Below are 22,682 nucleotides of genomic sequence, written 5' to 3' on the forward strand. Positions count from 1 at the left end.
AAAGCAAGGCCGCCCCTGTGTCGCAGGGGCGGCCAGTTTCGGGAGAAGGCGGTCAGAAGACGTAGCGCAGACCGACCTGGAAGCTCCGGGTCGGCAGCAGCACGCCATTGCCTTGACCGAAGCGCGGGTTGTTGTAGCCGCCTTCGAACGCCGTGTAGTTGTCGAAGCCGAAGATGTTGATGGCATCGGCGATGAACTGCACCTCGTGTCCGGTCCAGGTCGGGAACGTCTTGGTCAGACGCAGATCGACCTGGCGGAAGGCGAAGTTCAGGCCCGGCAGGAAGGCCCGGCGCTCGGGACGTCCGCCGTTCCAGCAGATGTTCGGATTGGTCGCGCCGGGGCAGTCGAACACGTTGAACGGCAGGCCCGAGCCCAGGGTCACGATGCCCGAGAGCAGGAACTCGGCTGGCAGACCGACGGTTCCCGAGGCCACGATGCGGTGACGCTCGTCGGTGTTCGACGGATACTCCGGCGACAGACCCGGCACGTTGTAGTCGAAGTCGAAGGCGGCGAAGCCGTTGTCGCGGCTGCCGTTCTGGGTCGCCTTCGACAGGGTGTAGGCCAGGTTGAAGCCCCAGTTCGACTGGGCGTCGAACGGCTTGTCGATGGTCAGGTACATCGCCCTGAACTCGGCTTCCTTGTCCTGGTTCTGGAAGAAGACCAGGTTGCGGAACTCCGGGTGGCCGACGGAGGTCGGGGTCGGACCCGAGAAGCGATCACCCGTCGCCGAACCTGCGTTCGCGATGGCCCAGGACGAGATGTTGGCGGTCTTGGAGTAGGCCAGCGTCAGCGCGGTCTGGAAGATGCCGAACTTCTGACGGACGCCGAAGTTGAACTGATCGGTGCGCGGCGGCTCGGCGTCGTTCGCGACCAGGAAGACCTCGCCTGCGCCGGGGGTGGAGGCCAGCAGCGGATCCAGGCCGGCCGCCGTCAGATAGCTCGGGTTCCAGGCGACGGTGTTGACGCCACTGACCGGGCCGCCGTTCTGCGAGAAGAAGACCTCACGGATGAACTGGGTCGGCTTGAAGCGCTCGTCGAAGGCGAAGTTGAAGCCGATCCGGTCGTAGTAGCGACCGGCCCCGCCGAAGATCACCGTCTGCTCGTCCGCGAACACGTCGTAGGAGAAGCCGAAGCGCGGCTGGAAGGCGCCGGTGAAGGCGTCGCGGTTGCCGTCCGAAATGTAGTCCGACGGGTTGAAGTAGGACGGGAAGTCGTAGTTCGGCAGGGCCTGGATCTTCGTCAACATGTCGCGGATGCCGGCGGGCGTGACGTAGTCGTTGTTGACCGCGTTGTCCTCATAGTCCCAGCGCAGGCCGAGATTGAACTCCAGCTTGTCGGTGATCTGCCAGTCGTCCTGGATGTAGAGGCCAAGGACATTGTTGTCGGCGCTGGTCGGCGGCGAGAAGGTGCCCAGTTGGACCGAGACCGGAATGTTCGCTCCACCCAGGCCGGTGATCCCCGTCAGATCGTAGACGAACTGCGGGTTCCGACCGAACTGCTTGTTCAGGAAGTAGTTCTGCATCGAGTACTTCACACCCATCTTGACGGTGTGGGTGCCCATCCACTGCAGGTCTGGGATGGTCAGGTCGTTGCGGAGGGTGTGGCTTTCCTGCTCGATATACTGGCTGTCGGCGCGGCCGCCGGCCTGGAACACCGTCTCGACCCGGTTGTTCACATCGAACTGGAAGCCAGGCACGTTCGTATTGGCGTCGCGGAAGATCGCGTAGGTACGGCCGTAGTCGCCGAAGTTCAAAGCCGTCGGATTGTAGGTGTACGAGAAGTAGTCGTACGTGAGCTCGTTCAGGAAGTTGTCGCCCTGGAAGCTGTGACGGACGTTGGCCGAGCGAATGTCGCTATTGGCTTCCTCGGCGCGCGAAAAGGCGGAGCCGGCGCCGAAGCCGCGGATTTCGCTCTCGCTGCGATAGGTGCCGGTGACTTCCAGGCGCTGACGATCGTCGATCTGCCAGGACAGCTTGCCGAAGGCCAGGTCCTGTTCGAACGGCGAGGCGTAGTTGCCGATCTCATTGGCGAACCGACCGGCATAGGTGCTGTTGTTGACGACCACCCCGGCGGCGCGGCCCTCGTCCTTGCGCTCATAGGTGACGAAGAAGTGCAGGCGATCCTGGATGATCGGGCCGCCCAGGGCGAAACCGTACTGCTCGCGTTCGACATCAGGCTGGTCGCGGTTGGCGCGGCGATCGACGACGTTCTGATCGACCCAGCTCGGATCCTGATAGGTGGCGAAGACCTCGCCGTGGAACTCGTTGGTGCCCGAACGGGTGACGGCGGTGATGATGGCCGAACCGGCCTGTTCGTATTCGGCCTTGAAGTTCTGGGTAATGACCCGGAACTCCTGCACGCCCGCCTGCGGGAACGGGTTGCCACGGCTGTCGTCCTGGCCGGCGACGCCGCCGTCGATGATCGTCGACTTCTGGTTCTGGCCGTCGATGAAGACGTTGATCGCCTGGGCCGGCTGGCCGCCCGCCGAGATGGTGCGCTCGCTCTCGCCTTCGGTCACGCGCACGCCCGGAGCCAGGGCCGCGAAGTTCAGGAAGTTGCGGTTGATCTGCGGCAGGTTGTTGATCTGCTGCTGTGTCACGCCGGTGGCGACTTCCGAGGTACGGACCTCGAAGATGCGGCGGCCGGTGACGACGATGTCGCCCACGTCGGTGGCTTCGCTCGTATCGGCGGCGGCGGTCTGCGAGCCCGCGACGTCCAGGTCCAGGGTGCCGATCTGGCCGGTCGACAGGGTGACGGTGTCTTCCACCGTCTGTCCGTCAGCGCTGGTCGCGGCGATGCGATAGGTGCCGGGACGCAGACCGACGATGACGTAGCCGCCGTCGGCGCCGACGCGGCCGCGATATGTGAAGCCCGTCGAGATCTCGGTGGCGACCACGGCGCCGCCCGTTTCGACGGCCGCGCCGTCGTAAAGGGTCCCGCGAACCGTGGCGTTGGTCGCCTGGGCGGACGCTGAACCGGCCGTCATCAGGGTTGCGACGGCCAGGGCCGAGGCGGCGCACAACGCGCGGCTACGCAAGGTCATGCGGGTCATTGGGTCTCTCCGTTGAAGGGATGGGCGCGGCCGCACGACTGGCGGACGACGAGTTGGGGGCGGATGGTTTCGCAGGCGGCGTCGGGCGCGGCCTCCGGGTCGTTGAAGGCGGCGATCAGGGCCGCCAGCCGGTCCATGGCGCGGCGGCCCGTCTCGGCGATCTCGACACGCAGGGTGGTCAGGGCGGGTCGCACCAGGGCGGCGATCGGCACGTCGTCGAAGCCGACAACGGCGACATCCTCAGGGCAGCGTACGCCCGCGTCCTGAAAGGCCAGCAGCGCGCCCACGGCCATCATGTCGTTGGCGGCGAAGATGGCGTCAGGCCGCACGCCCTCGGCCAAGAGGGCCTTGGTCGCGTCGTGGCCCGAGGCCTGGGTGAAGGCGCCGGCGACGATCGTCGGCTCACGGCCCGCAGCGGTCATGGCCTGGACGTAGCCGGCCTGACGCTCGCGCGCCTCCAGGTTGCCGGAAGGGCCGCCGATGTGGACGATCCGCTCGCGGCCCTGGGCCAGCAGATGTTCGACCGCCGCGACCGCGCCGCCGACGTTGTCGACGACCATCGACGGACGGCCCGCATCATTCGCCCCGCCGTTCATCAGCAGCACGGGCAGACGCCCCACCAGGCTCTGGGCCAGATGGGCCGAATCCAGATGCGGCGACAGGACGATCAGACCGTCGACCCGGCCACGCATGGAGCGGATGGCGGCCGCCGCTTCCGACGCGTCGTCATGCGAACTGGAGACGATCAGATGCAGGCCGTTGGCCCGCGCCGCGACATCCATGCCCCGGATCAGCTCCGAGAAGAACTCGCCGAACAGGTCCGGTAGAATCACGCCCACGGTGTCCGTGCGGCTGGTCGACAGGCTGCGAGCGCCCGAATGCGGGACGTAGGCCAGAGCCTCGACGGCCTCCAGGACCTTCAGCCGGGTGGGCTCGGTCACGGCCCCCGCCCCGGTCAGGACGCGGGAGACCGAGGCCACCGAAACCTGGGCGCGCTCGGCCACGTCGCGGATCGTCGCCGGCTTCATGCCGCACGTCCGATCGGCGCACGGCCGTATGAGCTGCGAAGGGGTTTGCGATGCACGCGGTCTGTCCTGAAGCGTCCCAAGATCGTGCCGGCCAACTTATCGAAGGTCCGTCGATAACTGTGTCTGTAAGCGGTTACATGACACAGTGGTAATGCGCCCCGCAAGTGCCGTAGTTTCGCCACACCCGATTTTTCACTCAGCGCGCACGCAGCGGCCAAGGTTCCCGGGCGTCTGGGGATATTTGTTGCAGCAGGTGTCGCACCGCCTCGGCGGCGGCGATCAGGGCCGGATGCGGTCGTAAAACGCCTCGATCAGATCCAGTCGCGCCGCATTGGGAATCGGCTTGGCGACCGGGCCGTCGTTGGTGAACTCCAGCAACTGATCCGGCGCGGCGCCGAACTCGGGCCAGGCGGGATGTTCGACGCGGTTCGGATCGCCCGCCCGCGCGAAGGTCGTCCAGTAGTCTGCCATGGCCGTGGCGGCCAGGGCGTCCCTTTCCCCCATCGGTCGCCCGACGGTGTGCAGGTTGTCGAAGACATAGGGCCGCTCCGACGCATGGGTCGCGCCGCCGCTGGGCTCCGGGTTCGATTCGGGCACGACGTCGAAGCGATAGAGATACGTCGCCTGCCCTGCCGCCGCGTGCAGCCGCGCCAGACGCCGCGCTGGTTCGTTGAAGATCAGGTCCGAAACGACATGGGCGTCATAGCCCGCCTGCCCCTCATAGGCCGCGACCAGGGCGTCGTACTCGGCGTCGGTCATGACGTCGTCGGTCCGACCATAGGCCCCGGCGTCGGTGGGGCGGATCCACCAGAACTCGGCGCTGTTGGCGCCGATCATCAGGGGCACCGGCGCCTGATGTCCTGCCGCGAAGGCCTCGATCACATCCTCCGGCACCACAGTCCCGTCGACCAGCAGATTGTCGCTGTAGAAGGAGGGCATGGGCGTCAGCAGCCGCTCGGCCGGAAGCGCCCGCAGCGCATCCGCCGTCGTCGCCGCCCCCAGTCCCGCCGACCGCGCGAAGATATCGCCCAGGGTCTGGGCCGACGGCCGCCCCGGTCTGTCGTCAGCCAGCAGAGCCGATCTCTGACGCCCCAGCCCCGACTGCACGACCGCGCCGTGGAACAGTCCCCGCGCTGACGGTGCGACCATCAACTGTGTCACCGCCGCGCCGCCGGCCGACTCGCCGAAGATGGTCACCTGACCCGGATCGCCGCCGAAGGCCGCGATGTTCTCGCGCACCCATTGCAGGGCCGCGATCTGGTCCATGACGCCGTAGTTGCCGGCCAGCTCGCCGGGCGCGCGCTCGAACGCCAGGGCCGGGTGGTCGAAGAAGCCGAGCCGCCCCAGGCGATAGTTGATCGACACCACGACCACGCCGCGCCGGGCCAGGTTCGTCCCGTCGTACAGGGGCGGCGTGCCCGAGCCGTTGTTGTATCCGCCGCCATGGATCCAGACCATGACGGGCAAGGCGCCTGCCCGCTCTCTCGGCGTCCAGACGTTCAGCGTCAGACAGTCCTCGCTGGGCGTGCCCGGTCCCACGCCGGGGTCGCCGTTCGCCGGCGCCTGGATGCAGATCGCCCCGACCGAGCCCGCGTCGCGCGCCCCCTCCCAGTTGATCGGCGCGACGGGGGGCCGCCAGCGCAGCGGCCCGACCGGCGGCATGGCGAAGGGCACCCCCTTGAAGGAATCGATGCCGTCGGCGCTCCGCCCGATCAGCCGCCCTTGCGCCACCTGGGTCTCCGGGTCCTGGGCCATGGCGGGCGTAGCGATCATCAGGGCGGCCAGGAGGAGACTTTTCAGGGACATGGCCGCGATCCTAGCGGCCCGAGATGACGACACAATCAAAGAGGTGCGGGAACCTTTCTCGACGTCGCGCGCTCGCGCAGATCGGGGAGACGGTACGCGTGCGGGCACTTGATCAGGCGATAGACCTTGCCGCCGCCTTCGAGGCGTCGACCAACCCCTACATGCTGCTGACGCCGGACCTGAGATATGCGGGTATGAACGCCGCCTATCTGGCCGCCACCGGGATGACGCGGGACGACCTGATCGGCCGCCCCCTGTTCGACATCTTCGACGGCGGACCGACCGAACAGGGGGAGGAAAACGCGCGCCAGCTTCGCGCCTCCTTCGACAAGGTCCTGACGACTGGCGAGCGCGACCATATCGCCCTGATCCGCTTCGCCCTCCCCGTCATCGACGCCGACGGTTCGGTCACGCACGAGGAGCGCTACTGGAGCTGCAGCCACACGCCCCTGCACGACGCCGGCGGTCGCATCGTCCTGATCCTGCAGCACACGACCGACATCACCGAACTGGAGCGGCTGCGGCGGGCCAGCGCGGCCGGCTCGCCGGTCAGCGAACTGGACATGATCCTGGGCGGCGGGGTCATGAACCGGGCCCAGTCGGTGCAGGAAGACAATCGTCGCCTCGAGCTCGAACGCAATCGCCTGGTCGATATGTTCATGTCGGCGCCGGGGTTCGTCGCCATCCTGTCCGGCCCCGAACACGTCTTCCAGATGCAGAACGCTGCCTACGCCCGCATCGTCGGTCGGGACGACGTCGTCGGAAAGTCGATCCGCGACGCCCTGCCCGACCTGGCGGGTCAGGGGTATTTCGAGCTGCTCGATTCCGTCTTCGCCACCGGCGAGCCCTATGAGGGCAAGGGCGCCCTGGTCACCTTCCGGCCCGAAGGCTCGGACCTGGACACCCGCCGCAACGTCGACTTCATCTACCAGCCCATCCGCGACAGCGACGGCAAGGTCGTCGGCATCTTCGTCCAGGGCCACGACGTCACCGAGACCGTCCAGGCGGCCCAGCGTCAGCGGCTGATGATCGACGAGCTGAACCATCGGGTGAAGAACACCCTGGCCACCATCCAGTCGATCGCCATGCAGACGGCGCGCTCGCACGAAGACCCGAAAACCTTCGCCGAAAGCTTCCAGGCCCGGCTGATGAGCCTGTCGCACACCCACGACCTCCTGACCCGCAGCCATTGGGAGGGCGCCGACCTGCGCGCGGTGCTGGAGCACGAGACGGCGGCCCACGGCCCCAACCGCATCGTCCTGAACGGCCCGCCTCTCGGGCTCGGCCCGGCCGCCGCCCTGTCGCTCGGAATGATCTTCCACGAGCTGGCGACCAATGCCGCGAAATACGGCGCCCTGTCCGATCCGGAGGGCCGCGTCTTCGTGGACTGGACCATCGCCAACCAGACGAACCGCGTCCTGACAGTCTTCTGGCGCGAGGTCGGCGGCCCGGCGGTCCAGCCGCCGACCCGCAAGGGGTTCGGCAGTCGATTGATCGAACGGAACATCCGTCACGATCTGGCGGGCGAGGCCAAACTCAGCTACGCAAGCGACGGTTTTTTAGCGGAATTGTCGCTTCCGCTTGATAAGGATACGCAACAGCATGGCTGACGGTCTGTCGGGTCGCCGCATCCTGGTGGTCGAGGACGAATCCCTGGTGGCCATGCTGCTGGAGACGATCCTGGAGGACATGGGCGCCGTGCCGGTCGGGGCGATCTCGACCGTGGACGAGGCGCTGGAGGTCGTGGCCGACGATCCCCTGCTGGACGCCGCCCTGCTGGACGTGAACGTCGCCGGCAAGGAGGTCTTCCCGGTCGCCGAAGCGCTGAAGGCCAAGGGCGTGCCCTTTGTCTTCTCCACCGGCTACGGCGAAGGCGGCCTGCCCGACCACTGGCGCGGCCAGTCGACCATCCAGAAGCCCTTCACCGAGGAGGCCGTGAAGGCCGCCCTCTACAAGGCCCTGGGCGTCGCCGAGGCTTAAAGGTCTCGCAGAATCGCCTTGGCTGCATTGTGCCCGGGCGCCCCGGTGACCCCGCCGCCGGGATGCGCCCCTGATCCGCACAGATAGAGACCCGGCACGGGCATGCGGTGATCCGCGTGTCCCAGAACCGGCCGCGCGCTGAACAGCTGATCCAGGGTCAGCCGGCCATGGAAGATGTCGCCGCCGACCAGACCGAACCGCCGCTCCAGATCGCGCGGCCCCAGCGCCAGCCGCCCCAACACCGAGGCCTTGAAGCCCGGCGCATGCTGATCGACCGTCTCGATCATCAGGTCCGCCACCGTCTCGCGATGCTCGTCGCCCAGCGTCGGATCGACATGCTGGCAGAACAGGCTGGCCACATGCCGCCCCGGCGGCGCCAGGGTGTCGTCCAGGGTCGAGGGGATCAGCATCTCCACGATGGGTTTGGACGACCACCCGTTCAGCCGCGCCTCCGCATGGGCCCGGTCCATATAGTCCAGGCTCGGCGCGATGATGATGCCCGCCGTGTGGTGGTCGCCCGGCTCCGGCCGCACGGTGAAGCGCGGCAGCTCCGACAGGGCCACGTTCATTCGGAAGGTGCCGGACCCCGAGGCATAGCGGCTCATCCGCTCGGTGAAGTCCGCCGGGACCACGGCCGGATCCACCAGCCGATCGAACAGCAGACGCGGGTGCAGGTTCGAGACCACGGCCCGGCCACGCACCACGTCGCCCGTCGTCGTCACCGCCCCAACCGCCCTGCCCTGTTCGGTCAGAACCTCGGCCACCTCGGCATCCAGCCGGATGTTCACGCCGCGCTCGACGCAGGCCGCCGCCATCGCCTGAGTGATCGCTCCCATGCCGCCGATGGCGTGCCCCCAGACGCCCTTGCGCCCATTCACCTCGCCGAAGACGTGGTGCAGCAGGACGTAGGCCGATCCCGGCGTGTAGGGCGAGGCGTAATTCCCTACGACGCTGTCGAACCCGAACAGGGCCTTGATCGGGTCGCTCTCGAACCAGCCGTCCAGCCAGTCGCCCGCCGACTTGGCGAACAGGTCCAGCACGTCCCGTCGTCCCGTCAGGTCCAGCCCGCCCAGCCGCCGCGCGACCGACGCCGACTTCGCCATCTCCGGCAGGGCCTGCATCCAGCCTCCGCCGGGCAGGTTCGGCGGCGCCTCCAGCACCAGGGCCCTCAGCACCTCGGCCACCGCCTCCAGCCGCGCCTCATACGCCGGCAACCGCTCCGCATCCCGCGTCGAGAACCGCGCCACTTCTCCTTGCGACCGCCCCTCCCCCGCGCAGAAGGCGTCGCCCTCCAGCGGCAGGAAGTTCGACATCCGCCGCTCGACGATCTTCAGCCCGTGCCGCGCCAGTTCCAGATCGGCGATGATCTTCGGGTTCAGCAGGCTGACCGTGTAGCTCGCCGTGGAGTTGCGGAAGCCGGGATGAAACGCCTCCGTCACCGCCGCCCCGCCGACGACGCTTCGCCGCTCCAGCACCGTGACCCTCAGCCCCGCCCGCGCCAGATAGAAGGCGCAGACCAGCCCGTTGTGGCCTCCGCCCAGAATGACGACATCGGTCTCGGTCTTCGACATGCGCCAGACCTAGCGCGGATTCGCCCTCGCCGCGCGCAGGCCGATCAGATCTGACCGCGCAACGTCGCCCAGGTCAGTTTCACCCGCTTCACGGGCTCCGGCATGTCCGGCTTCAACGCCGCGTGGGCCACGGCCGGAAACGCCTCGGAGGGCAGTCGCCTCAGCGCGCGGTTCGCTTCGCTGCGGAAGGCCCCGGCCTCCTCCACACGCCCGACCTGGATCAGGCCCCAGACGTTCGCCGCATCCGCCACGGCATCCTCATGCCCATGCCCGGCCAGGATCTGCACCGCCGTCTGCATGGGCCGCACATAGAAGGCGTTCAGGTCGTGCTGCTCGCCGTGGACCCGGTCGATGTGCGCCTCGATCAGGGCGTCGAAGGCCGCGCGGTCCAGCCCGCGCCGTCCGACCATGTCGGTCAGGGCCTCCAGCACCGGATGGCCCTTGCGCGCCACGCCCGAGAAGACCCCGTCCATCTGCTCGCGCCACCAGGCGTAGCGCATCTCGGCCAGCAGGGGCTGGGTCACCCGCGTGGGGATGGTCAGAAGTTCCGCCTCGAACGCATAGAGGGCGATCAGGTCCGCGCGCGCCTGCACGTCCCCGACGAACCGGCTGGACAGCCAGCGGTCGGGGTCGGCCGCGCGGACCTGGTCGTCGAGACTGTCAGCCGCTCCGGCCAACCTCGGCCGGCCTTACGGACGCGAGGCCATGCCCAGCTTGACCGGCTTGGCGTCGTCGGCCAGCTCGCCGCGCTTCACACCCCACAGCAGGATGATCGGGGCGCCGACGTAGATCGACGAGTAGGTGCCGATCACGATGCCGAACATCAGGGCGATCGAGAAGCCGAACAGGGCCTCGCCGCCGAACACGGCCAGGGCGCCCAGCACCATGACGGCGGTCACGCCGGTGATGATGGTCCGCGTCAGGGTCTCGTTCAGCGACAGGTCGATCACGTCGCGCAGCGGCATGGTCTTGTACTTCCGCAGGTTCTCGCGAAGGCGGTCGAACACCACGACGGTGTCGTTCATCGAATAGCCGATGACGGTCAGGACGGCGGCGACCATGTTCAGGCTGAACTCAAGTCGGAACAGCACGATCAGGCCGAAGGTCAGGACCACGTCGTGCAACAGGCCGGCCACGGCGCCGAAGCCGAACTGGGGCTCGAACCGGAACCAGATGTAGAGGAACATCAGCACGATGGCCGAACCCAGGGCCAGGAGGCCCGAGGTGAACAGTTCGCCCGACACCTTGGAGCCGACGACGCTGACGCCCGAATAGCCGACCTCGCCCACAGCCTGGGTGATCGCGGTCTCGACCTGGGTCACGACGGCGGTCTGATCCTGGCCTTCCGGAATCTGGAAGCGCAGCACGGCGGTGGAGCCGTCCTCGACGTTGGTGTCACGCCGGGCGATGCCCTGCACGCCCACGTCGCCCAGGTTCAGGTCGCTGACCGCGCCGCGCACGGCTTCCAGGTCGATGGTCTGACCGGCGGGCTTGGACACTTCCAGCGAGGCGCCGCCCCGGAAGTCGATGCCCATGTTCAGGCCCGGATAGAAGCAGCCGACGATGGAGGCGACGCACAGCAGGATCGACACGAAGGCCGCCGGCTTGGAGTACTTCACGAAGTGAAGGTTGGTCTTCTGCGGAAGAACCTTGATGAGGGGCCACCAGGTCATTTGACCTTCTCCGCGTCAGCGATGGGTAGTGTCTTGGGTTTGGCGACCTTGAGCCAGTAGGCCAGCAGCACCTGGGCCACCATCACGGACGAGAACATCGAGGTGAACACGCCGATGGTCAGGGTCCAGGCGAAGCCGCGCACCGGGCCGGCGCCGAACACGAACATGATGCCCGCCGCGACCAGGGTGGTCAGGTTGGCGTCGATGATGGTGCCCATGGCCTTGTTGAAGCCGGCGTCCATGGAGGCGATGACCGAACGGCCGGTCCGCGCCTCGTCGCGCATCCGCTCGTAGATCAGAACGTTGGCGTCCACGGCCACGGCGAAGGTCAGGATCAGACCCGCGATGCCCGGCAGGGTCAGGGTGGCCTGGGTCAACGACATGGCCGCCACGATCAGGATGCCGTTCAGCACCAGTCCGACGACGGACACCCCGCCGAACAGGAAGCCGTAGGCCAGGATCATGAACAGCACGATGATGACGAAGCCGATCGCGGTCGACAGGGCGCCGGCGGCGACCGCGTCCGCGCCCAGTTCGGCGGTCACGGTGCGGCGTTCCTCGACGGTCAGCGGGGCCGGAAGGGCGCCGCCGTTCAGCAGGTTCACCAGTTCGGACGCCTGCTGGATCGAGAAGCTGCCGGTGATCTGGCCGGAGCCGCCGGTGATGGCGCCGTTAATGGTGGGGGCCGAGATGACCTTGCCGTCCAGGATGATGGCGAACGGCTTGCCGATGTTGGCCGCGGTCGCCTCGCCGAAGCGACGCGCGCCGTTGCCGTCGAAGCGGAAGTCGATGGCCGGACGGCCCGACTGGTCGGCGCCGACGTTGGCGCGCGTCAGGTTCTCGCCCGACACCAGCACGCGGCGCTTGACCAGATAGGGGGTGCCCGTCTCGTCCGTCAGCAGTTGGGCGTCCGGCGGCACGCGGCCGGCGACGGCGTCCTGAACCGAGTTTTCGGTATCGACCATCTGGAAGGTCAGCTGGGCCGTCTGGCCGATGACGCGTTCCAAAGCGGCGGGATCGCTCTCGCCCGGGGCCTGGACGACGATGCGTTCGGCGCCCTGACGGGTGATCGAGGGCTCACGGGTGCCCAGACTGTCGATACGACGACGCACGACCTCGATGGACTGGTCCACCGCCGTCGCGCCCATGGTGTTCAGGGTCTGATCGGTGAAGGCCAGTCGCACGCGGTCGGAGCCGACGCGCTGAACCTGACGCTCGACCTGGCCGCTGGAGTTGGGCGCGCCGACCAGCTTCTGCATCTCGGTGAAGGCCGCGTCCTGACGCGACGGATCGGCCAGGACCACCACCGCGCCGCCCGTTTCGCGAACGATCTGATTGGTGGCGATGCCCGCCTCACGCAGGGTGACGCGCAGGTCTTCGATCAGGTTGTCGACGCGCTTGGTCCGCATCGCATCCACGTCGACTTCCAGCAGCAGATACGATCCGCCCTGAAGGTCGAGGCCCAGGTTCAGGGCGTTCTTGGGCAGGAAGCCCGGCAGCGCCTCGCGCTGGGCGGGCGACAGCATGTTGGGCAGCGCCAGCAGCGTTCCGAGGACGAACGCCACGACGACGAGGATGACTTTCCAGCGTGAAAGCTGAACCATGGACGGGTTTCCCGTGTCAGCGGACTGGAGATCAGGCCTTGGAGTCGTTGGCGGCGATGGCGGTGCGGTTGCGCACCTCGGCGATCATGCCCTTGACCACGCGCACGTTGACGCTGGGGGCGATCTCGACGTTGACCTCGGCCTCCTCGACGCGGGTGACCTTGCCGATCATGCCCGACGACAGGACGACGGTGTCGCCGCGCTTCACGGCGTTGATGGTCGCCGCGTGCTCCTTGGCGCGCTTCTGCTGCGGACGGATCAGCAGGAAGTAGAACAGAACGAAGATCGCGATGAACGGCAGAAACTGCACGATCGCGGCGACAATGCCGCCGTCAGCGGTTGCAGGCATGGAGGTCTTCCCCGAAGGCGAGGCAGCCGCTTTCGGGCGCCCGTTTAAAACAAGGCGCGGAACCTAGGGCCGAGACCCTGTGATTGCAACGCGGCGTGATGGTTCGGTTTCGCTACCGTGGCAAAACGGTCAACGGGTCGATGGCGAGGGGCTGATCGCCCTGCATGCGACGGGTCTCGAAATGGATCGAGGGACGGCCGTCGCCGGCGGTCAGGCCCACGGTGCCGATCTGCTGGCCAGTGCGGACATCCGCGCCGTCGTCGACGGTGGCCGAACCCAGGTGGCTGTAGCTCGTGCGCCAGCCTTCACGGTGCGTGATGATGACGGTCAGGCCCAGGCCCATCACCTCGCCGACATAGGCGACCCGGCCCCCGGCGGCCGCGCTGACGGCCTCCCCGGCGGAGGCGCCGATGTTGATGCCGTTGTTGCGCTCACCCATTCCGACGGGCCCGAAGCGACGAACGATTTCGCCACGCACGGGCCACTGGAACACCGGCGATCCGGCGGGCGCCACGCCCGTCGATCCGGTCGCGGCGGGCTGACGTGCAGGCAGGGGCGCGGCCGGATTGCCCGACGGCGGAGGCGGCGGCGGGGGAATCACTCCGTTCTCCGGCACCAACACGCCGACGGGCGCAGGGCCGGTCGCATAGGGATCGCGTCCGGTGTCGATGGCGCTGTCGGGCAGGATGATCGACTGGCCCACGGTGATGGCGCCGCGCGGCCCCAGGCCGTTCAGGTCGATCAGGTTCTGCACCGGCGTTTGGAAGCGACGGCCGACGCCCGAGATCGTGTCGCCCGGCTGGATGATGTAGGCCGCGCCCGCACTGACCGTCATAGGCGCACTGGGCGTCACATAGGACGGCGAAGTCGCGGGCGGATTGTAGGCGGGCGCCGGATAGGTGTTCGACGGCGACGCGGACGACGGCGGCGGAAGGGCTCCGCCCTCGATCCGCTCGGTCGGGGCCGTCATCGGCGGCGGCGATTCGTAGGCGGGCGGCGAATAGGCAGGCGGCGAATAGGCCGGCGGCGCGGCCCCGGTCCCATACCCCGGCATCGGCCGGGTAGAATACATGGGCTCGGCCGGATAGCTGGAGCAGGCAGTCACGGCCATTCCGGCGACGGCCACCGCTGCGGCCTTGATCCAGATCGAAATACGCATTCGCGGCTCCCCGTTCACCCTGACCGACATGCCCCGCCGAGGCGAATAAGCCAACCCGCCAAAGCGCGCGAAAGTGGGGCGAACAGGTTAACGGGCGGCCGTCGCCGGGGCTCGACGCAGGACGACACGGATACTGACCCGTCGGTTCAGCGGTTCGGCCACGTTGTCGGCCGTCGGTCGCGCCAGATGCGCCTCCCCGACGCTGATCTGCTCGATATCGTCCCACCGCACCCCGAGCCGCACCAATTCGCGCGCCACCGCGTCGTTGCGTCGGGCCGCCAGCCTCAGATTGGCCTCGCTGGATCCCAGGGTGTCGGCGTGCCCTTCAAGGCGAAACACGGAATTGCCCGGCTCGTAGCCGACCGTCAGATACTCGAGGTCGACTTTCTGATCCTCGCTCACGACTGCGCTGCCGAGAGGGAAATACGGCCCCCAGTAGTGCCAGAGGCCGAAAGGGCCCTGGGTGGCGGTGATCCTGAAACAGGCCTGATCCTCGACAGGCAGGCTTTGGTCCGATGTCTCGTCCCAACGGATCCCGCCCGCGCTGGCCCCCGCTCGCATGAGCTCGATCTGAACGATCCGGAAGGGAGGCGGCGCGCCGGACGCCGTGCGGCTAATGCGCGCGATATGCAGGGCCGGAAGGCCGCGTGGCGGCAGCGTCTTCGCCGCGGCTTCGCGAATGGCCAGAAAACCCTCGGCTGTCGGGCCGCCGGACGCCGGGTCGATGCAGGCCGTCCAGCTCTGCGCCAGCGCCTTGCCGGGCAGGAGGGCGAGCAGGCCGAACGCAAGGACTATGCGAAGCGAGGACACGCAACGATTGTCCGACATTCGCCCCCGACCGTCATCCCCCGTCGTACTCACGAGACCGGGACCTGACCCGGTCGCCACAACCGCTGCCGCTCCGACAGGACGTTGAAGATGGCCCGTCCCGGCGTCTCGATCCAGACATAGGTCGCCCAGGCGCACAGGATGACGACGGCCAGATAGGCGATGGCCAGCAGGTCCATCGCCCCCGGCGGCCCGAAGTCGATCATCGCCCCCTCGATCAGCCGCGCCCCCGTGACGCCCTGCACGGTTCGCAGCACGCCGCCCAGCACCGCCAACAGCACGAAGTGAACCAGATAGATCGAGTAGGAGATCCGCCCCAGGAACTGCACCGCCCCCGCCTTCAGCCCCCGCGACACCCTGCCGCCCTCGAAGGCGAAGACCAGGATGACGCCCGAGAAACCGACGATGGCGAGGAAATCCCCCGGCGGCTTCCACCAGAACAGCGCGCCCAGAACCATGCAGGCGATCAGTTCCGCCGCCGTCCCGCCCGTCCATCCGCGTCGTCTGAGCGCGCCATGGGCTTGATGCACCGCCCCGCCCGCGAAGAAGCCGAACAGGGCCAGCAGCAATCCCCTGCCCTGCATCGTGTGCAGATCGGGCAGAAACACATCGACGCACAGCATGGCCCCGCCGAACACGACCGCCGCGACCACCGTCGCAGCCCTCCCGCGCAGGCCCGCGACCAGCATCAGCCCGGCGAAGACCAGGCATGCCGCCCACTCCGCGCCGATCGACCAGCTCGGGATGTTCCAGCTGTAGTCGCCGGACGGCACGACGGCCTGCGCCAGCGCCAGATGCACGGCCAGGCTCGGCAGGTCGTTGGTCCTGGAAAACGCCGCCTGCCCCGCCCCGGCGCCCGCGCCCGTCAGGACCAGCTTCACCCCCTCCAGCCCGACCAGCAGCCCGAGCGTGAACAGATGCAGCGGATAGAGCCGCCCGAACCGCCGCACGACGAACCGCCAGCCCGCCGCCACGTCTTTCAGCCGATCCCCATAGGCGTGATGGATGACGAAGCCGCTCAGCACGAAGAACAGGGGCACCGCCACGCCCCCGTGACGCACGGCCGGGATGTCATGGAACCACCCCGCCGCGCTCAGGTGAAACAGGGCGACCATGACGGCGGCCAGCCCCCGCCAGCCGTCCAGAGCTGCAAACCGCATCGCGCCCTCCCCATACCCGGAAAGGCTACGCCACAGGACAACCGGAAGTCACCCCTCCTTGGCCGTTCCCTCGACCAGGGGCACGAACCGGACCTCGCACAGGCTCTCGCGCCGGAACGACCCGTCTTCCTGTCCGGTATAGCGATGCAGCATCTGCACCGAGGTCCGCCCCACCGGACAGACCAGCACCCCGCCCGGCTTCAGCTGTTTCAGCAGTTCCGTCGGCTCGTTCGGCGAGGCCGCCGTCACCATGATCCGGTCGAACGGCGCCTGTTTCGGCCAGCCCAGGCCGCCGTCGGAATGCTGGGTGATGACATTGTCGATCTGCAGCAGCCGCAGCTTCGCCTCCGCCTCGACCAGCAGGCTGCGATACCGCTCCACCGAATAGACGTAGCGCGCCAGCCTCGACAGCACCGCGCACTGGTATCCGCTGCCCGTGCCGATCTCCAGAACCCGGTGGCGCGGCTGGACGTCCAGCGCCTGGGTCATCAGGCCGACGATGAAGGGCTGGGAGATCGTCTGGGCGCAGTCGATCGGCAGGGCCTGATCCTCCCACGCCTGATCGAGGAATTTCTCGTGCACGAACACGGCGCGGTCGATCGATTCCATCGCCGCCAGCACCCTGGGATCGGTGACCCCCTGCTGCCGCAGCGACAGGATCAGCCGCCCCGCCCGGTCGTCCTTCAGGTTCATCGAAGACTCCTTCTCCCCTCGGGGGAGAAGGTGGCTCGCGGAGCGAGACGGATGAGGGGTTTCTGACCGTTCCCCCAAACGACGCCGATGAGGTCGGCGGACGCAGCCCCCTCATCCGAGCCCTGCGGGCCCACCTTCTCCCCCGAGGAGAGAAGGACATCTGCGGCGACGCTCACCGGACCAGCGCCTTCGGCGGCGCCCCGCCCAGCACGCCCTTCAGGTCGTGGACGCTGGCCCGGTGCGTCAGGTCGATGTGCAGCGGCGTCACCGAGATCTTGCCGTCGTCCATGGCGCGCAGGTCGGTGCCCGGCGCATGGTCCTGTTTCGCCCCACGGAAGCTCATCCAGTAGTAATCGCGCCCGCGCAGGTCGGTGCGCTTGACCGCGTGCATCTCGCCGATCTGACGGAAGCCCTGGGTCGTCACCTCGACCTCCTTCACTTCCTCGGGCGCCCGCGCCGGGAAGTTCAGGTTCATCACCACCCCGTCCTGCCAGGTCTCGGCCAGGAGGCGGCTGATGATCGGCGGGGCATAGGCCTCGGCCGTCTCCCAGTGGGCGGTCACCTCGTCGTGGAACCGCTCCAGCGACTGGCTGAGCGCGATGGAGCGGATGCCGAAGGCCATGCCCTGCAAGGCGCCCGCCACCGTGCCGGAATAGGAGCAGTCCTCCCCGACATTGTGCCCGCGATTGACGCCCGACAGCACCAGGTCCGGCTTTCCGTCCATCAGGTCGTTGACGGCCAGAACCACGCAGTCGGTCGGCGTCCCGGTCACCGAGAACCGCTTGTCCCCGAACCGATTGACCCTCAGCGGCTCGGTCAGGGTGATCCCCCGCCCCTTGCCCGACTGTTCCTCGTGCGGGGCGACGATCCAGACGTCGTCGGACAGGGTCCGCGCGATCCGTTCCAGACAGGCCAGGCCCTCGGCCTCGATGCCGTCGTCGTTGGTCAGCAGGATGCGCAAATCAGAAGCCTTCGTTGAGTCGCCAGCCAATAGCCGACTCGCCGCCTCCGCGCACCCTGCGACCGACTATTGGATGACCGAGATGTCGGTGCCCAGGATCACGAAATCGGCGCCGCACTCGTTGCGCAGGACCGAGCCCTGGTACTCATAGCGGTTGCCCGGCAGGTCGCTCGACCACGCCATCGCCGTGCCGGTGACGCGCACCTTCTGGCGGCCGATGGTCTGGGCCGACATCCGTTGCAGGTCGCGCGGCAGGGAGCCGGACACGCAGGGACGGCGCGCGCCGGTCACATAGCGGTTCTGGTTCTCGACCAGCTGGAATTCCTGGCCGGAGAAGTTGATCCACCCTTCGAAGGTGGTCTGGGTCGGCGCAGGCTGGGCCTCGACCGTCGGGACAGCGGCGGACAGCGACACGGCAAGGGCGGCGGCGATCAGGCTCATGGGGCAACTCCTGTTCGAGCGGCCTCGCGGGCTGCGAGGCGCGGGCTTCCTCGGATGGAACGAGAATAGGACGCCGCCGATCCCCGATCCACCTTACGCCCGATCACAATGCCGGTGACCGCGCGCCTCAGCCGACGTGGGTAATGCCGCCCATGTAAGGCAGCAGGGCCGCCGGCACGGCGATCCGCCCGCCCTCGTCCTGATAGTTCTCCATGATCGCCACCAGGGTGCGGCCGACGGCCAGACCCGAGCCGTTCAGCGTATGCACGAACTCCGGCTTGCCTTCCTTCCGCTTGAACCGCGCGTCCATGCGCCGCGCCTGGAAGTCCCCGCAGTTCGAGATGGAGCTGATCTCGCGATAGGTGTCCTGGCTCGGCAGCCAGACCTCCAGGTCGAAGGTCTTCCGCGCCGAAAAGCCCATGTCGCCCTTGCACAGCAGCATCCGGCGATAGGGCAGCTCCAGCTTTTGCAGCACGGCCTCCGCACACGTCGTCATCCGCTCGTGCTCTTCGTCGGACTTGTCCGGCGTCGTGATGGAGACCAGCTCGACCTTGTGGAACTGGTGCTGACGGATCAGGCCGCGGGTGTCCCGCCCGGCCGACCCCGCCTCGGCCCGGAAGCACGGCGTCAGCGCCGTGAGGCGCAGCGGCAGCTCCTCCTCCGGCGTGATCATCTCGCGCACGAGATTGGTCAGGGAGACCTCGGCGGTGGGGATGAGCAGGTGTTCGCCGACGCGGAACAGATCCTCCTCGAACTTCGGCAACTGCCCCGTGCCGAACATCGCGTCATCCCGCACCAGATACGGCGGATTGACCTCCAGATAGCCGTGCTCGGTCGTCTGCACGTCCAGCATGAACTGACCGACCGCGCGTTCCAGCCGCGCCAGCCCGCCCTTCAGCACGGCGAACCGCGCCCCCGACATCTTCGCCGCCGCCTCGAAGTCCAGCAGGCCCATCGCCTCGCCCAGATCGGCGTGATCCTTGGCCGGAGCCCCCGCCTTCGGCGTGCCCCAGCGCGAGGTCTCGACATTGCCGGCCTCGTCCTCGCCGTCCGGCACGTCGTCGGCCGCCAGGTTCTTCTGCGCCGCCAACAGGTCGCGCAGCTCCTTGCCGACCTTGGCCTCGACCTCGGCGGCGGCGGCGATGTCGCCCTTCAGCGCCTCGACCTCGGCCTTCAGCCTGTCGGCCTCGGCCATGTCCTTGCGGCCCATGGCGGCGCCGATCAGTTTGGACGCGGCGTTGCGCTTGGCCAGGGCGTCCTGCCCCGTCGTCTGGGCGCGACGCAGCTCCCCATCCAGCCTCAGGATTTCGGCGACCAGACCATCGGCCTCGTCCACGCCGCGCGACGACCAGCCCGCGACGAAGTGAGCGGGGTTGTCTCGGAGGGCTCGGATATCGTGCATGGCGCGGTCTTTTGGGTGGTCGTCGGTGAAGCGGTTGCTCTAGCGGGCGTCGCGGGATGGGGCAAACAGATCGCGTTCCTTCTCCCCTTGCGGGAGAAGGTGGCAGCCGAAGGCTGACGGATGAGGGGTACGAGGACACGGATCAGATGGACGGAGCAGATGGCTCACCGGTGACATCTACGGTCACCCCTCATCCGACCTCGCTTCGCTCGGCCACCTTCTCCCGCAAGGGGAGAAGGGATATTCGTCTGACATGACCCTCCACGCCCCCTACGACCCGCAGAACATCTTCGCCAAGATCCTCCGAGGCGAGATCCCCAAGGTCACCGTGTGGGAGGACGACGCCGTCCTCGTCTTCATGGACGTCTTCCCCCAGTCGGAGGGCCACGTCCTGATCATCTCCAAGACCTCCACCGCCCGCACCCTGCTGGAAATCGAGCCCGAGGTCCTCGCCACCCTCATCGCCGCCACCCAGCGCACCGCCAAAGCCGTGGTCAAGGCGCTCTCCCCCGACGGCTTCTCGATCATGCAGTTCAACGGCGAGGCCGGCGGCCAGACCGTCTTCCACCTGCATTTCCACGTCATACCCCGCTGGACCGGCCGCGACATGAAGGGGCACGCCCAGGGCGCCATGGCGGATATCGACGAGCTCAAGGCCACGGCCGCGAAGATCGCGGCGGCGCTGACCTAACTCTACTTTCGTCATCCTCCGGCGAGCGCCGCAGATCGGGGGACCCATCGTCATCCTCCGGCCGATCGAAGATCGGACCGGGGGAGGCGCGCGAGAGCGCGAACCTGCCGCGCACACCAAGGCGCCCGACATCCTGCCTGAACAGATCGCCTTCGGCGCCGCTGGGTCCCCCGATCTGCGGCGCTACGCGCCTTGTCGGAGGATGACGAAAGCTTAGAACGGCCCCCGGAACACGAACCACGCCCCGGCGAAGATCAGGGCGAACCCGCACGCGTGGTTCAGCGTCAGCTTCTCCCCCAGCACCGTCACCGAAAACACGGCGAAGACCAGAAGCGTGATCACCTCCTGCATCGTCTTCAGCTCGGCCGCCGAATAGACCGAATGCCCGATCCGGTTCGCCGGCACGGCCAGGCAGTATTCGAAAAAGGCGATGCCCCAGCTGACGATCACCACGATCCACAGCGGCTTTGATCCGAACTTCAGATGGCCATACCAGGCGAAGGTCATGAAGACGTTCGACGCCACCAGCATCAGGACGGGCAGGATATAGGACGGGTTCGGCATGGCGTTTGATAGCTTGCGCCCCGCGCGTGACGCCAGCTAAACGGAGCCGCAGGCCGGCTTAGCTCAGTTGGTAGAGCGCCAGTTTTGTAAACTGGATGTCGCGGGTTCGATTCCTGCAGCCGGCACCACTCCTTCCGGGCCGCCTCCCCATGGCCGAACGCGCGATCAACAAGCTGGGACACCGCATCGGCGCGCGGGGCGGAAAGACGCGCGCCGCGATCCTGGACGCCACCCGCCGCCTGCTGGAGCGTCAGCATCTGGGCGAGATCCGCGTCGCCGACGTCGCCGCCGAGGCGGGCGTCTCGCCGTCCAACTTCTACACCTACTTCAAGACGGTGGAGGAGCCGGTTCTGGCGCTGTGCGAAGCCGCCGCCGTCGACTTCGCACCCCTGTCCCGCCATCTGGAGGGCGACTGGTCGGCCGATAACGCCTTCGCCGCCGCCCGCGCCTACGTCATGGACGTGCTGCTGATCTGGCGCGACCACGGCCCGGTCCTGCGCATCGAACATATGCTGGCCGACAAGGGCGAGGAAGGCTTCGTGGAGGCGCGCGTGCGTCGCCTGCGCCGGGTCCACCTGTCGCTGGAACGCCGCATCGCGGTCGCCCACGCCACCGGCTATCACGCGCCGGGCCTCGATCCGCGCCTGACCTCCTACGAGGTCGCCAACCTGGTGGAATCGGTCGCGGCGGGCTTCGAGCTCATGCGACGCGGCGACACCCCGCCCGACGCCATCATCGACACGACGGCCCACATCGTCGTGAAACTGGTCACCGGCCGCTGAAATCCTCTCCCTCCCCCTCGGGGGAGGGTGGTCGACGCGCAGCGGAGACCGGGTGGGGGCGACAAGGCGACCAAGCGACGATATCAGCGGGACCTTGCCGGGCCCTCCCCACCCGGCGCTCCGCGCCACCCTCCCCCGAGAGGGAGGGAGAACCATGTCTCAGGCCCCGAACGGCCCGTAGAGCCAGGTCAGCCAGATTCCGATCGCCAGGAAGGTCCCGAACGGCAGCTTCTGGGTCATCTCCACCTTCCGCCGCGTGATCAACAGGGTCAGCACGATGCTGAACCCCGCCGCGCAGGCCCACAGCAGGACCGTCGGCAAACCTGCCCATCCGACCCAGGCCCCCGCCCCCGCGAACAGGATCGGATCGCCGCCGCCCAGCCCTTCCCTGCCCCTGACCCGGCGGTAGACCTCGGCCAGCAGCCACAGGATCGAGAACCCGGCCACCGCGCCGAGGATCTGCGAAATCGGCCAGCCCCGAGCGATCACGGCCCCCGCGATCAGGCCCGTCGCGATCAGCGGCAGGGTCAGCTCGTCCGGCAGCCAGAAATTCTCGGCGTCGATCAGGGCGATCAGCAGCAACTGCCACCCCATGACCGCCGTCGCGGCGACGAAGACCCAGCCCGCCTCGAAGCCCGCCAGCGCCGCCCAGACGCCGATGGCCGCCACCCCGCATTCGATCAGGAGATACCGCGGCGACACCTTGGCCCCGCACATAGCGCAGCGGCCCCGCTGCACCAGCCAGCTCAGCACCGGAACCAGCTGCCAGGGCTTCAGCCGCTCGCCGCAACTCATGCAGTGGGATGGGGTGACGACCACGTCCTCGTCCCTGGGCAGACGCACGGTCACCGCGGCGATGAAACTGCCGAAGATCAGGCCCAGAAGGCCCATGAGGATGCAGGCGAACGCGATGCTCATCGTTCCCCCATACCCGTCAC

21 protein-coding genes and 1 tRNA gene are annotated in these 22,682 nt (G+C 67.9%); 5 read left to right on the top strand and 17 right to left on the bottom strand.

Features of this window, described 5'->3' with window-relative positions:
* Window positions 1-52: 52 nt before the first annotated feature.
* The 3 genes from ACETK8_RS12695 to ACETK8_RS12705 all read right to left on the bottom strand — a co-directional run bounded on the left by ACETK8_RS12695 (window position 53) and on the right by ACETK8_RS12705 (window position 5,886).
* Complete coding sequence (locus tag ACETK8_RS12695) at window positions 53-3,052, bottom strand: TonB-dependent receptor (RefSeq protein ID WP_374036283.1); 3,000 nt, start codon at window positions 3,050-3,052, stop codon at window positions 53-55.
* Window positions 3,049-4,080, bottom strand: coding sequence for a LacI family DNA-binding transcriptional regulator (locus ACETK8_RS12700; RefSeq protein WP_374036284.1), 1,032 nt, complete (start codon window positions 4,078-4,080; stop codon window positions 3,049-3,051). Before ACETK8_RS12700 ends, ACETK8_RS12695 begins: the two co-directional genes overlap by 4 nt.
* A 279-nt stretch (window positions 4,081-4,359) precedes the next feature.
* Complete coding sequence (locus tag ACETK8_RS12705) at window positions 4,360-5,886, bottom strand: carboxylesterase/lipase family protein (RefSeq protein ID WP_374036285.1); 1,527 nt, start codon at window positions 5,884-5,886, stop codon at window positions 4,360-4,362.
* 98 nt (window positions 5,887-5,984) lie between these two features.
* Here ACETK8_RS12705 and ACETK8_RS12710 point away from each other — a divergent pair, with 98 nt between their 5' ends.
* Window positions 5,985-7,496 (top strand): sensor histidine kinase, encoded by a 1,512-nt coding sequence (locus ACETK8_RS12710; protein WP_374036286.1) that lies wholly within the window; start codon window positions 5,985-5,987, stop codon window positions 7,494-7,496.
* On the top strand, window positions 7,489-7,866 hold the full coding sequence (locus ACETK8_RS12715; RefSeq protein WP_374036287.1) for a response regulator: 378 nt from the start codon (window positions 7,489-7,491) through the stop codon (window positions 7,864-7,866). Before ACETK8_RS12710 ends, ACETK8_RS12715 begins: the two co-directional genes overlap by 8 nt.
* Here ACETK8_RS12715 and ACETK8_RS12720 read toward each other — a convergent pair.
* From ACETK8_RS12720 to serS, 12 genes are all read right to left on the bottom strand, one after another.
* The gene (locus tag ACETK8_RS12720; RefSeq protein ID WP_374036288.1) at window positions 7,863-9,437 is read right to left on the bottom strand and encodes a phytoene desaturase family protein; all 1,575 of its coding nucleotides are present in this window, start codon (window positions 9,435-9,437) and stop codon (window positions 7,863-7,865) included. The two genes, ACETK8_RS12715 and ACETK8_RS12720, sit on opposite strands and share 4 nt — an antisense overlap.
* 44 nt (window positions 9,438-9,481) lie before the next feature.
* The gene (locus ACETK8_RS12725) at window positions 9,482-10,114 is read right to left on the bottom strand and encodes a squalene/phytoene synthase family protein (protein ID WP_374036289.1); all 633 of its coding nucleotides are present in this window, start codon (window positions 10,112-10,114) and stop codon (window positions 9,482-9,484) included.
* Between the two features lie 12 nt (window positions 10,115-10,126).
* Window positions 10,127-11,110 (bottom strand): protein translocase subunit SecF, encoded by a 984-nt coding sequence (secF, locus tag ACETK8_RS12730; RefSeq protein WP_374036290.1) that lies wholly within the window; start codon window positions 11,108-11,110, stop codon window positions 10,127-10,129.
* Window positions 11,107-12,714, bottom strand: a complete 1,608-nt coding sequence (secD, locus tag ACETK8_RS12735; protein ID WP_374036291.1) for a protein translocase subunit SecD — start codon at window positions 12,712-12,714, stop codon at window positions 11,107-11,109. Before secD ends, secF begins: the two co-directional genes overlap by 4 nt.
* 31 nt (window positions 12,715-12,745) lie before the next feature.
* Complete coding sequence (yajC, locus tag ACETK8_RS12740; RefSeq protein WP_374036292.1) at window positions 12,746-13,063, bottom strand: preprotein translocase subunit YajC; 318 nt, start codon at window positions 13,061-13,063, stop codon at window positions 12,746-12,748.
* Window positions 13,064-13,175: 112 nt separating this feature from the next.
* Window positions 13,176-14,222 carry a peptidoglycan DD-metalloendopeptidase family protein gene (locus tag ACETK8_RS12745; RefSeq protein ID WP_374036293.1) on the bottom strand — a complete coding sequence of 349 codons (1,047 nt, stop codon included), beginning with the start codon at window positions 14,220-14,222 and terminating at the stop codon, window positions 13,176-13,178.
* 87 nt (window positions 14,223-14,309) lie between these two features.
* Window positions 14,310-15,050, bottom strand: a complete 741-nt coding sequence (locus ACETK8_RS12750; RefSeq protein ID WP_374036294.1) for an OmpA family protein — start codon at window positions 15,048-15,050, stop codon at window positions 14,310-14,312.
* A 29-nt stretch (window positions 15,051-15,079) separates the two neighbouring features.
* Window positions 15,080-16,210 (bottom strand): acyltransferase family protein, encoded by a 1,131-nt coding sequence (locus ACETK8_RS12755; protein ID WP_374036295.1) that lies wholly within the window; start codon window positions 16,208-16,210, stop codon window positions 15,080-15,082.
* 48 nt (window positions 16,211-16,258) lie between these two features.
* Complete coding sequence (locus ACETK8_RS12760; RefSeq protein ID WP_374036296.1) at window positions 16,259-16,903, bottom strand: protein-L-isoaspartate(D-aspartate) O-methyltransferase; 645 nt, start codon at window positions 16,901-16,903, stop codon at window positions 16,259-16,261.
* A gap of 172 nt (window positions 16,904-17,075) precedes the next feature.
* Window positions 17,076-17,864: a 5'/3'-nucleotidase SurE gene (gene surE, locus ACETK8_RS12765; protein WP_374036297.1), complete on the bottom strand. Its 789-nt coding sequence runs from the start codon at window positions 17,862-17,864 to the stop codon at window positions 17,076-17,078.
* Window positions 17,865-17,930: 66 nt separating this feature from the next.
* Complete coding sequence (locus tag ACETK8_RS12770; protein ID WP_374036298.1) at window positions 17,931-18,305, bottom strand: hypothetical protein; 375 nt, start codon at window positions 18,303-18,305, stop codon at window positions 17,931-17,933.
* 127 nt (window positions 18,306-18,432) lie between these two features.
* Complete coding sequence (serS, locus tag ACETK8_RS12775; RefSeq protein ID WP_374036299.1) at window positions 18,433-19,707, bottom strand: serine--tRNA ligase; 1,275 nt, start codon at window positions 19,705-19,707, stop codon at window positions 18,433-18,435.
* Between the two features lie 253 nt (window positions 19,708-19,960).
* On the opposite strand from serS, the gene ACETK8_RS12780 reads away from it, so the two are divergent.
* Complete coding sequence (locus ACETK8_RS12780; protein ID WP_374036300.1) at window positions 19,961-20,398, top strand: HIT family protein; 438 nt, start codon at window positions 19,961-19,963, stop codon at window positions 20,396-20,398.
* A gap of 213 nt (window positions 20,399-20,611) precedes the next feature.
* Here ACETK8_RS12780 and ACETK8_RS12785 read toward each other — a convergent pair whose 3' ends face one another.
* On the bottom strand, window positions 20,612-20,962 hold the full coding sequence (locus ACETK8_RS12785) for a DMT family protein (RefSeq protein WP_374036301.1): 351 nt from the start codon (window positions 20,960-20,962) through the stop codon (window positions 20,612-20,614).
* A gap of 52 nt (window positions 20,963-21,014) precedes the next feature.
* Here ACETK8_RS12785 and ACETK8_RS12790 point away from each other — a divergent pair.
* Together ACETK8_RS12790 and ACETK8_RS12795 are read left to right on the top strand one after the other, a co-directional pair.
* A tRNA-Thr gene (locus ACETK8_RS12790) sits at window positions 21,015-21,090 on the top strand.
* A 21-nt stretch (window positions 21,091-21,111) separates the two neighbouring features.
* Window positions 21,112-21,744 (top strand): TetR/AcrR family transcriptional regulator, encoded by a 633-nt coding sequence (locus ACETK8_RS12795; RefSeq protein ID WP_374036302.1) that lies wholly within the window; start codon window positions 21,112-21,114, stop codon window positions 21,742-21,744.
* A gap of 159 nt (window positions 21,745-21,903) precedes the next feature.
* On the opposite strand, the gene ACETK8_RS12800 is transcribed toward ACETK8_RS12795, so the two are convergent.
* On the bottom strand, window positions 21,904-22,662 hold the full coding sequence (locus ACETK8_RS12800) for a prepilin peptidase (RefSeq protein WP_374036303.1): 759 nt from the start codon (window positions 22,660-22,662) through the stop codon (window positions 21,904-21,906).
* Between the last annotated feature and the right edge of the window lie 20 nt (window positions 22,663-22,682).

Origin of the sequence: Brevundimonas staleyi, assembly GCF_041893865.1 — a bacterium.
GTDB lineage: Bacteria > Pseudomonadota > Alphaproteobacteria > Caulobacterales > Caulobacteraceae > Brevundimonas > Brevundimonas staleyi.

What these genes read in the sequence shown, in the direction of transcription:
- ACETK8_RS12695 (WP_374036283.1), bottom strand. Translation starts at nt 3,052, where the DNA reads ATGACCCGCATGACCTTGCGTAGCCGCGCGTTGTGCGCCGCCTCGGCC.
- ACETK8_RS12700 (WP_374036284.1), bottom strand. Translation starts at nt 4,080, where the DNA reads ATGAAGCCGGCGACGATCCGCGACGTGGCCGAGCGCGCCCAGGTTTCG.
- ACETK8_RS12705 (WP_374036285.1), bottom strand. Translation starts at nt 5,886, where the DNA reads ATGTCCCTGAAAAGTCTCCTCCTGGCCGCCCTGATGATCGCTACGCCC.
- ACETK8_RS12715 (WP_374036287.1), top strand. Translation starts at nt 7,489, where the DNA reads ATGGCTGACGGTCTGTCGGGTCGCCGCATCCTGGTGGTCGAGGACGAA.
- ACETK8_RS12720 (WP_374036288.1), bottom strand. Translation starts at nt 9,437, where the DNA reads ATGTCGAAGACCGAGACCGATGTCGTCATTCTGGGCGGAGGCCACAAC.
- secF (WP_374036290.1), bottom strand. Translation starts at nt 11,110, where the DNA reads ATGACCTGGTGGCCCCTCATCAAGGTTCTTCCGCAGAAGACCAACCTT.
- secD (WP_374036291.1), bottom strand. Translation starts at nt 12,714, where the DNA reads ATGGTTCAGCTTTCACGCTGGAAAGTCATCCTCGTCGTCGTGGCGTTC.
- yajC (WP_374036292.1), bottom strand. Translation starts at nt 13,063, where the DNA reads ATGCCTGCAACCGCTGACGGCGGCATTGTCGCCGCGATCGTGCAGTTT.
- ACETK8_RS12745 (WP_374036293.1), bottom strand. Translation starts at nt 14,222, where the DNA reads ATGCGTATTTCGATCTGGATCAAGGCCGCAGCGGTGGCCGTCGCCGGA.
- ACETK8_RS12750 (WP_374036294.1), bottom strand. Translation starts at nt 15,050, where the DNA reads ATGTCGGACAATCGTTGCGTGTCCTCGCTTCGCATAGTCCTTGCGTTC.
- ACETK8_RS12755 (WP_374036295.1), bottom strand. Translation starts at nt 16,210, where the DNA reads ATGCGGTTTGCAGCTCTGGACGGCTGGCGGGGGCTGGCCGCCGTCATG.
- ACETK8_RS12760 (WP_374036296.1), bottom strand. Translation starts at nt 16,903, where the DNA reads ATGAACCTGAAGGACGACCGGGCGGGGCGGCTGATCCTGTCGCTGCGG.
- ACETK8_RS12770 (WP_374036298.1), bottom strand. Translation starts at nt 18,305, where the DNA reads ATGAGCCTGATCGCCGCCGCCCTTGCCGTGTCGCTGTCCGCCGCTGTC.
- serS (WP_374036299.1), bottom strand. Translation starts at nt 19,707, where the DNA reads ATGCACGATATCCGAGCCCTCCGAGACAACCCCGCTCACTTCGTCGCG.
- ACETK8_RS12780 (WP_374036300.1), top strand. Translation starts at nt 19,961, where the DNA reads ATGACCCTCCACGCCCCCTACGACCCGCAGAACATCTTCGCCAAGATC.
- ACETK8_RS12785 (WP_374036301.1), bottom strand. Translation starts at nt 20,962, where the DNA reads ATGCCGAACCCGTCCTATATCCTGCCCGTCCTGATGCTGGTGGCGTCG.
- ACETK8_RS12795 (WP_374036302.1), top strand. Translation starts at nt 21,112, where the DNA reads ATGGCCGAACGCGCGATCAACAAGCTGGGACACCGCATCGGCGCGCGG.
- ACETK8_RS12800 (WP_374036303.1), bottom strand. Translation starts at nt 22,662, where the DNA reads ATGAGCATCGCGTTCGCCTGCATCCTCATGGGCCTTCTGGGCCTGATC.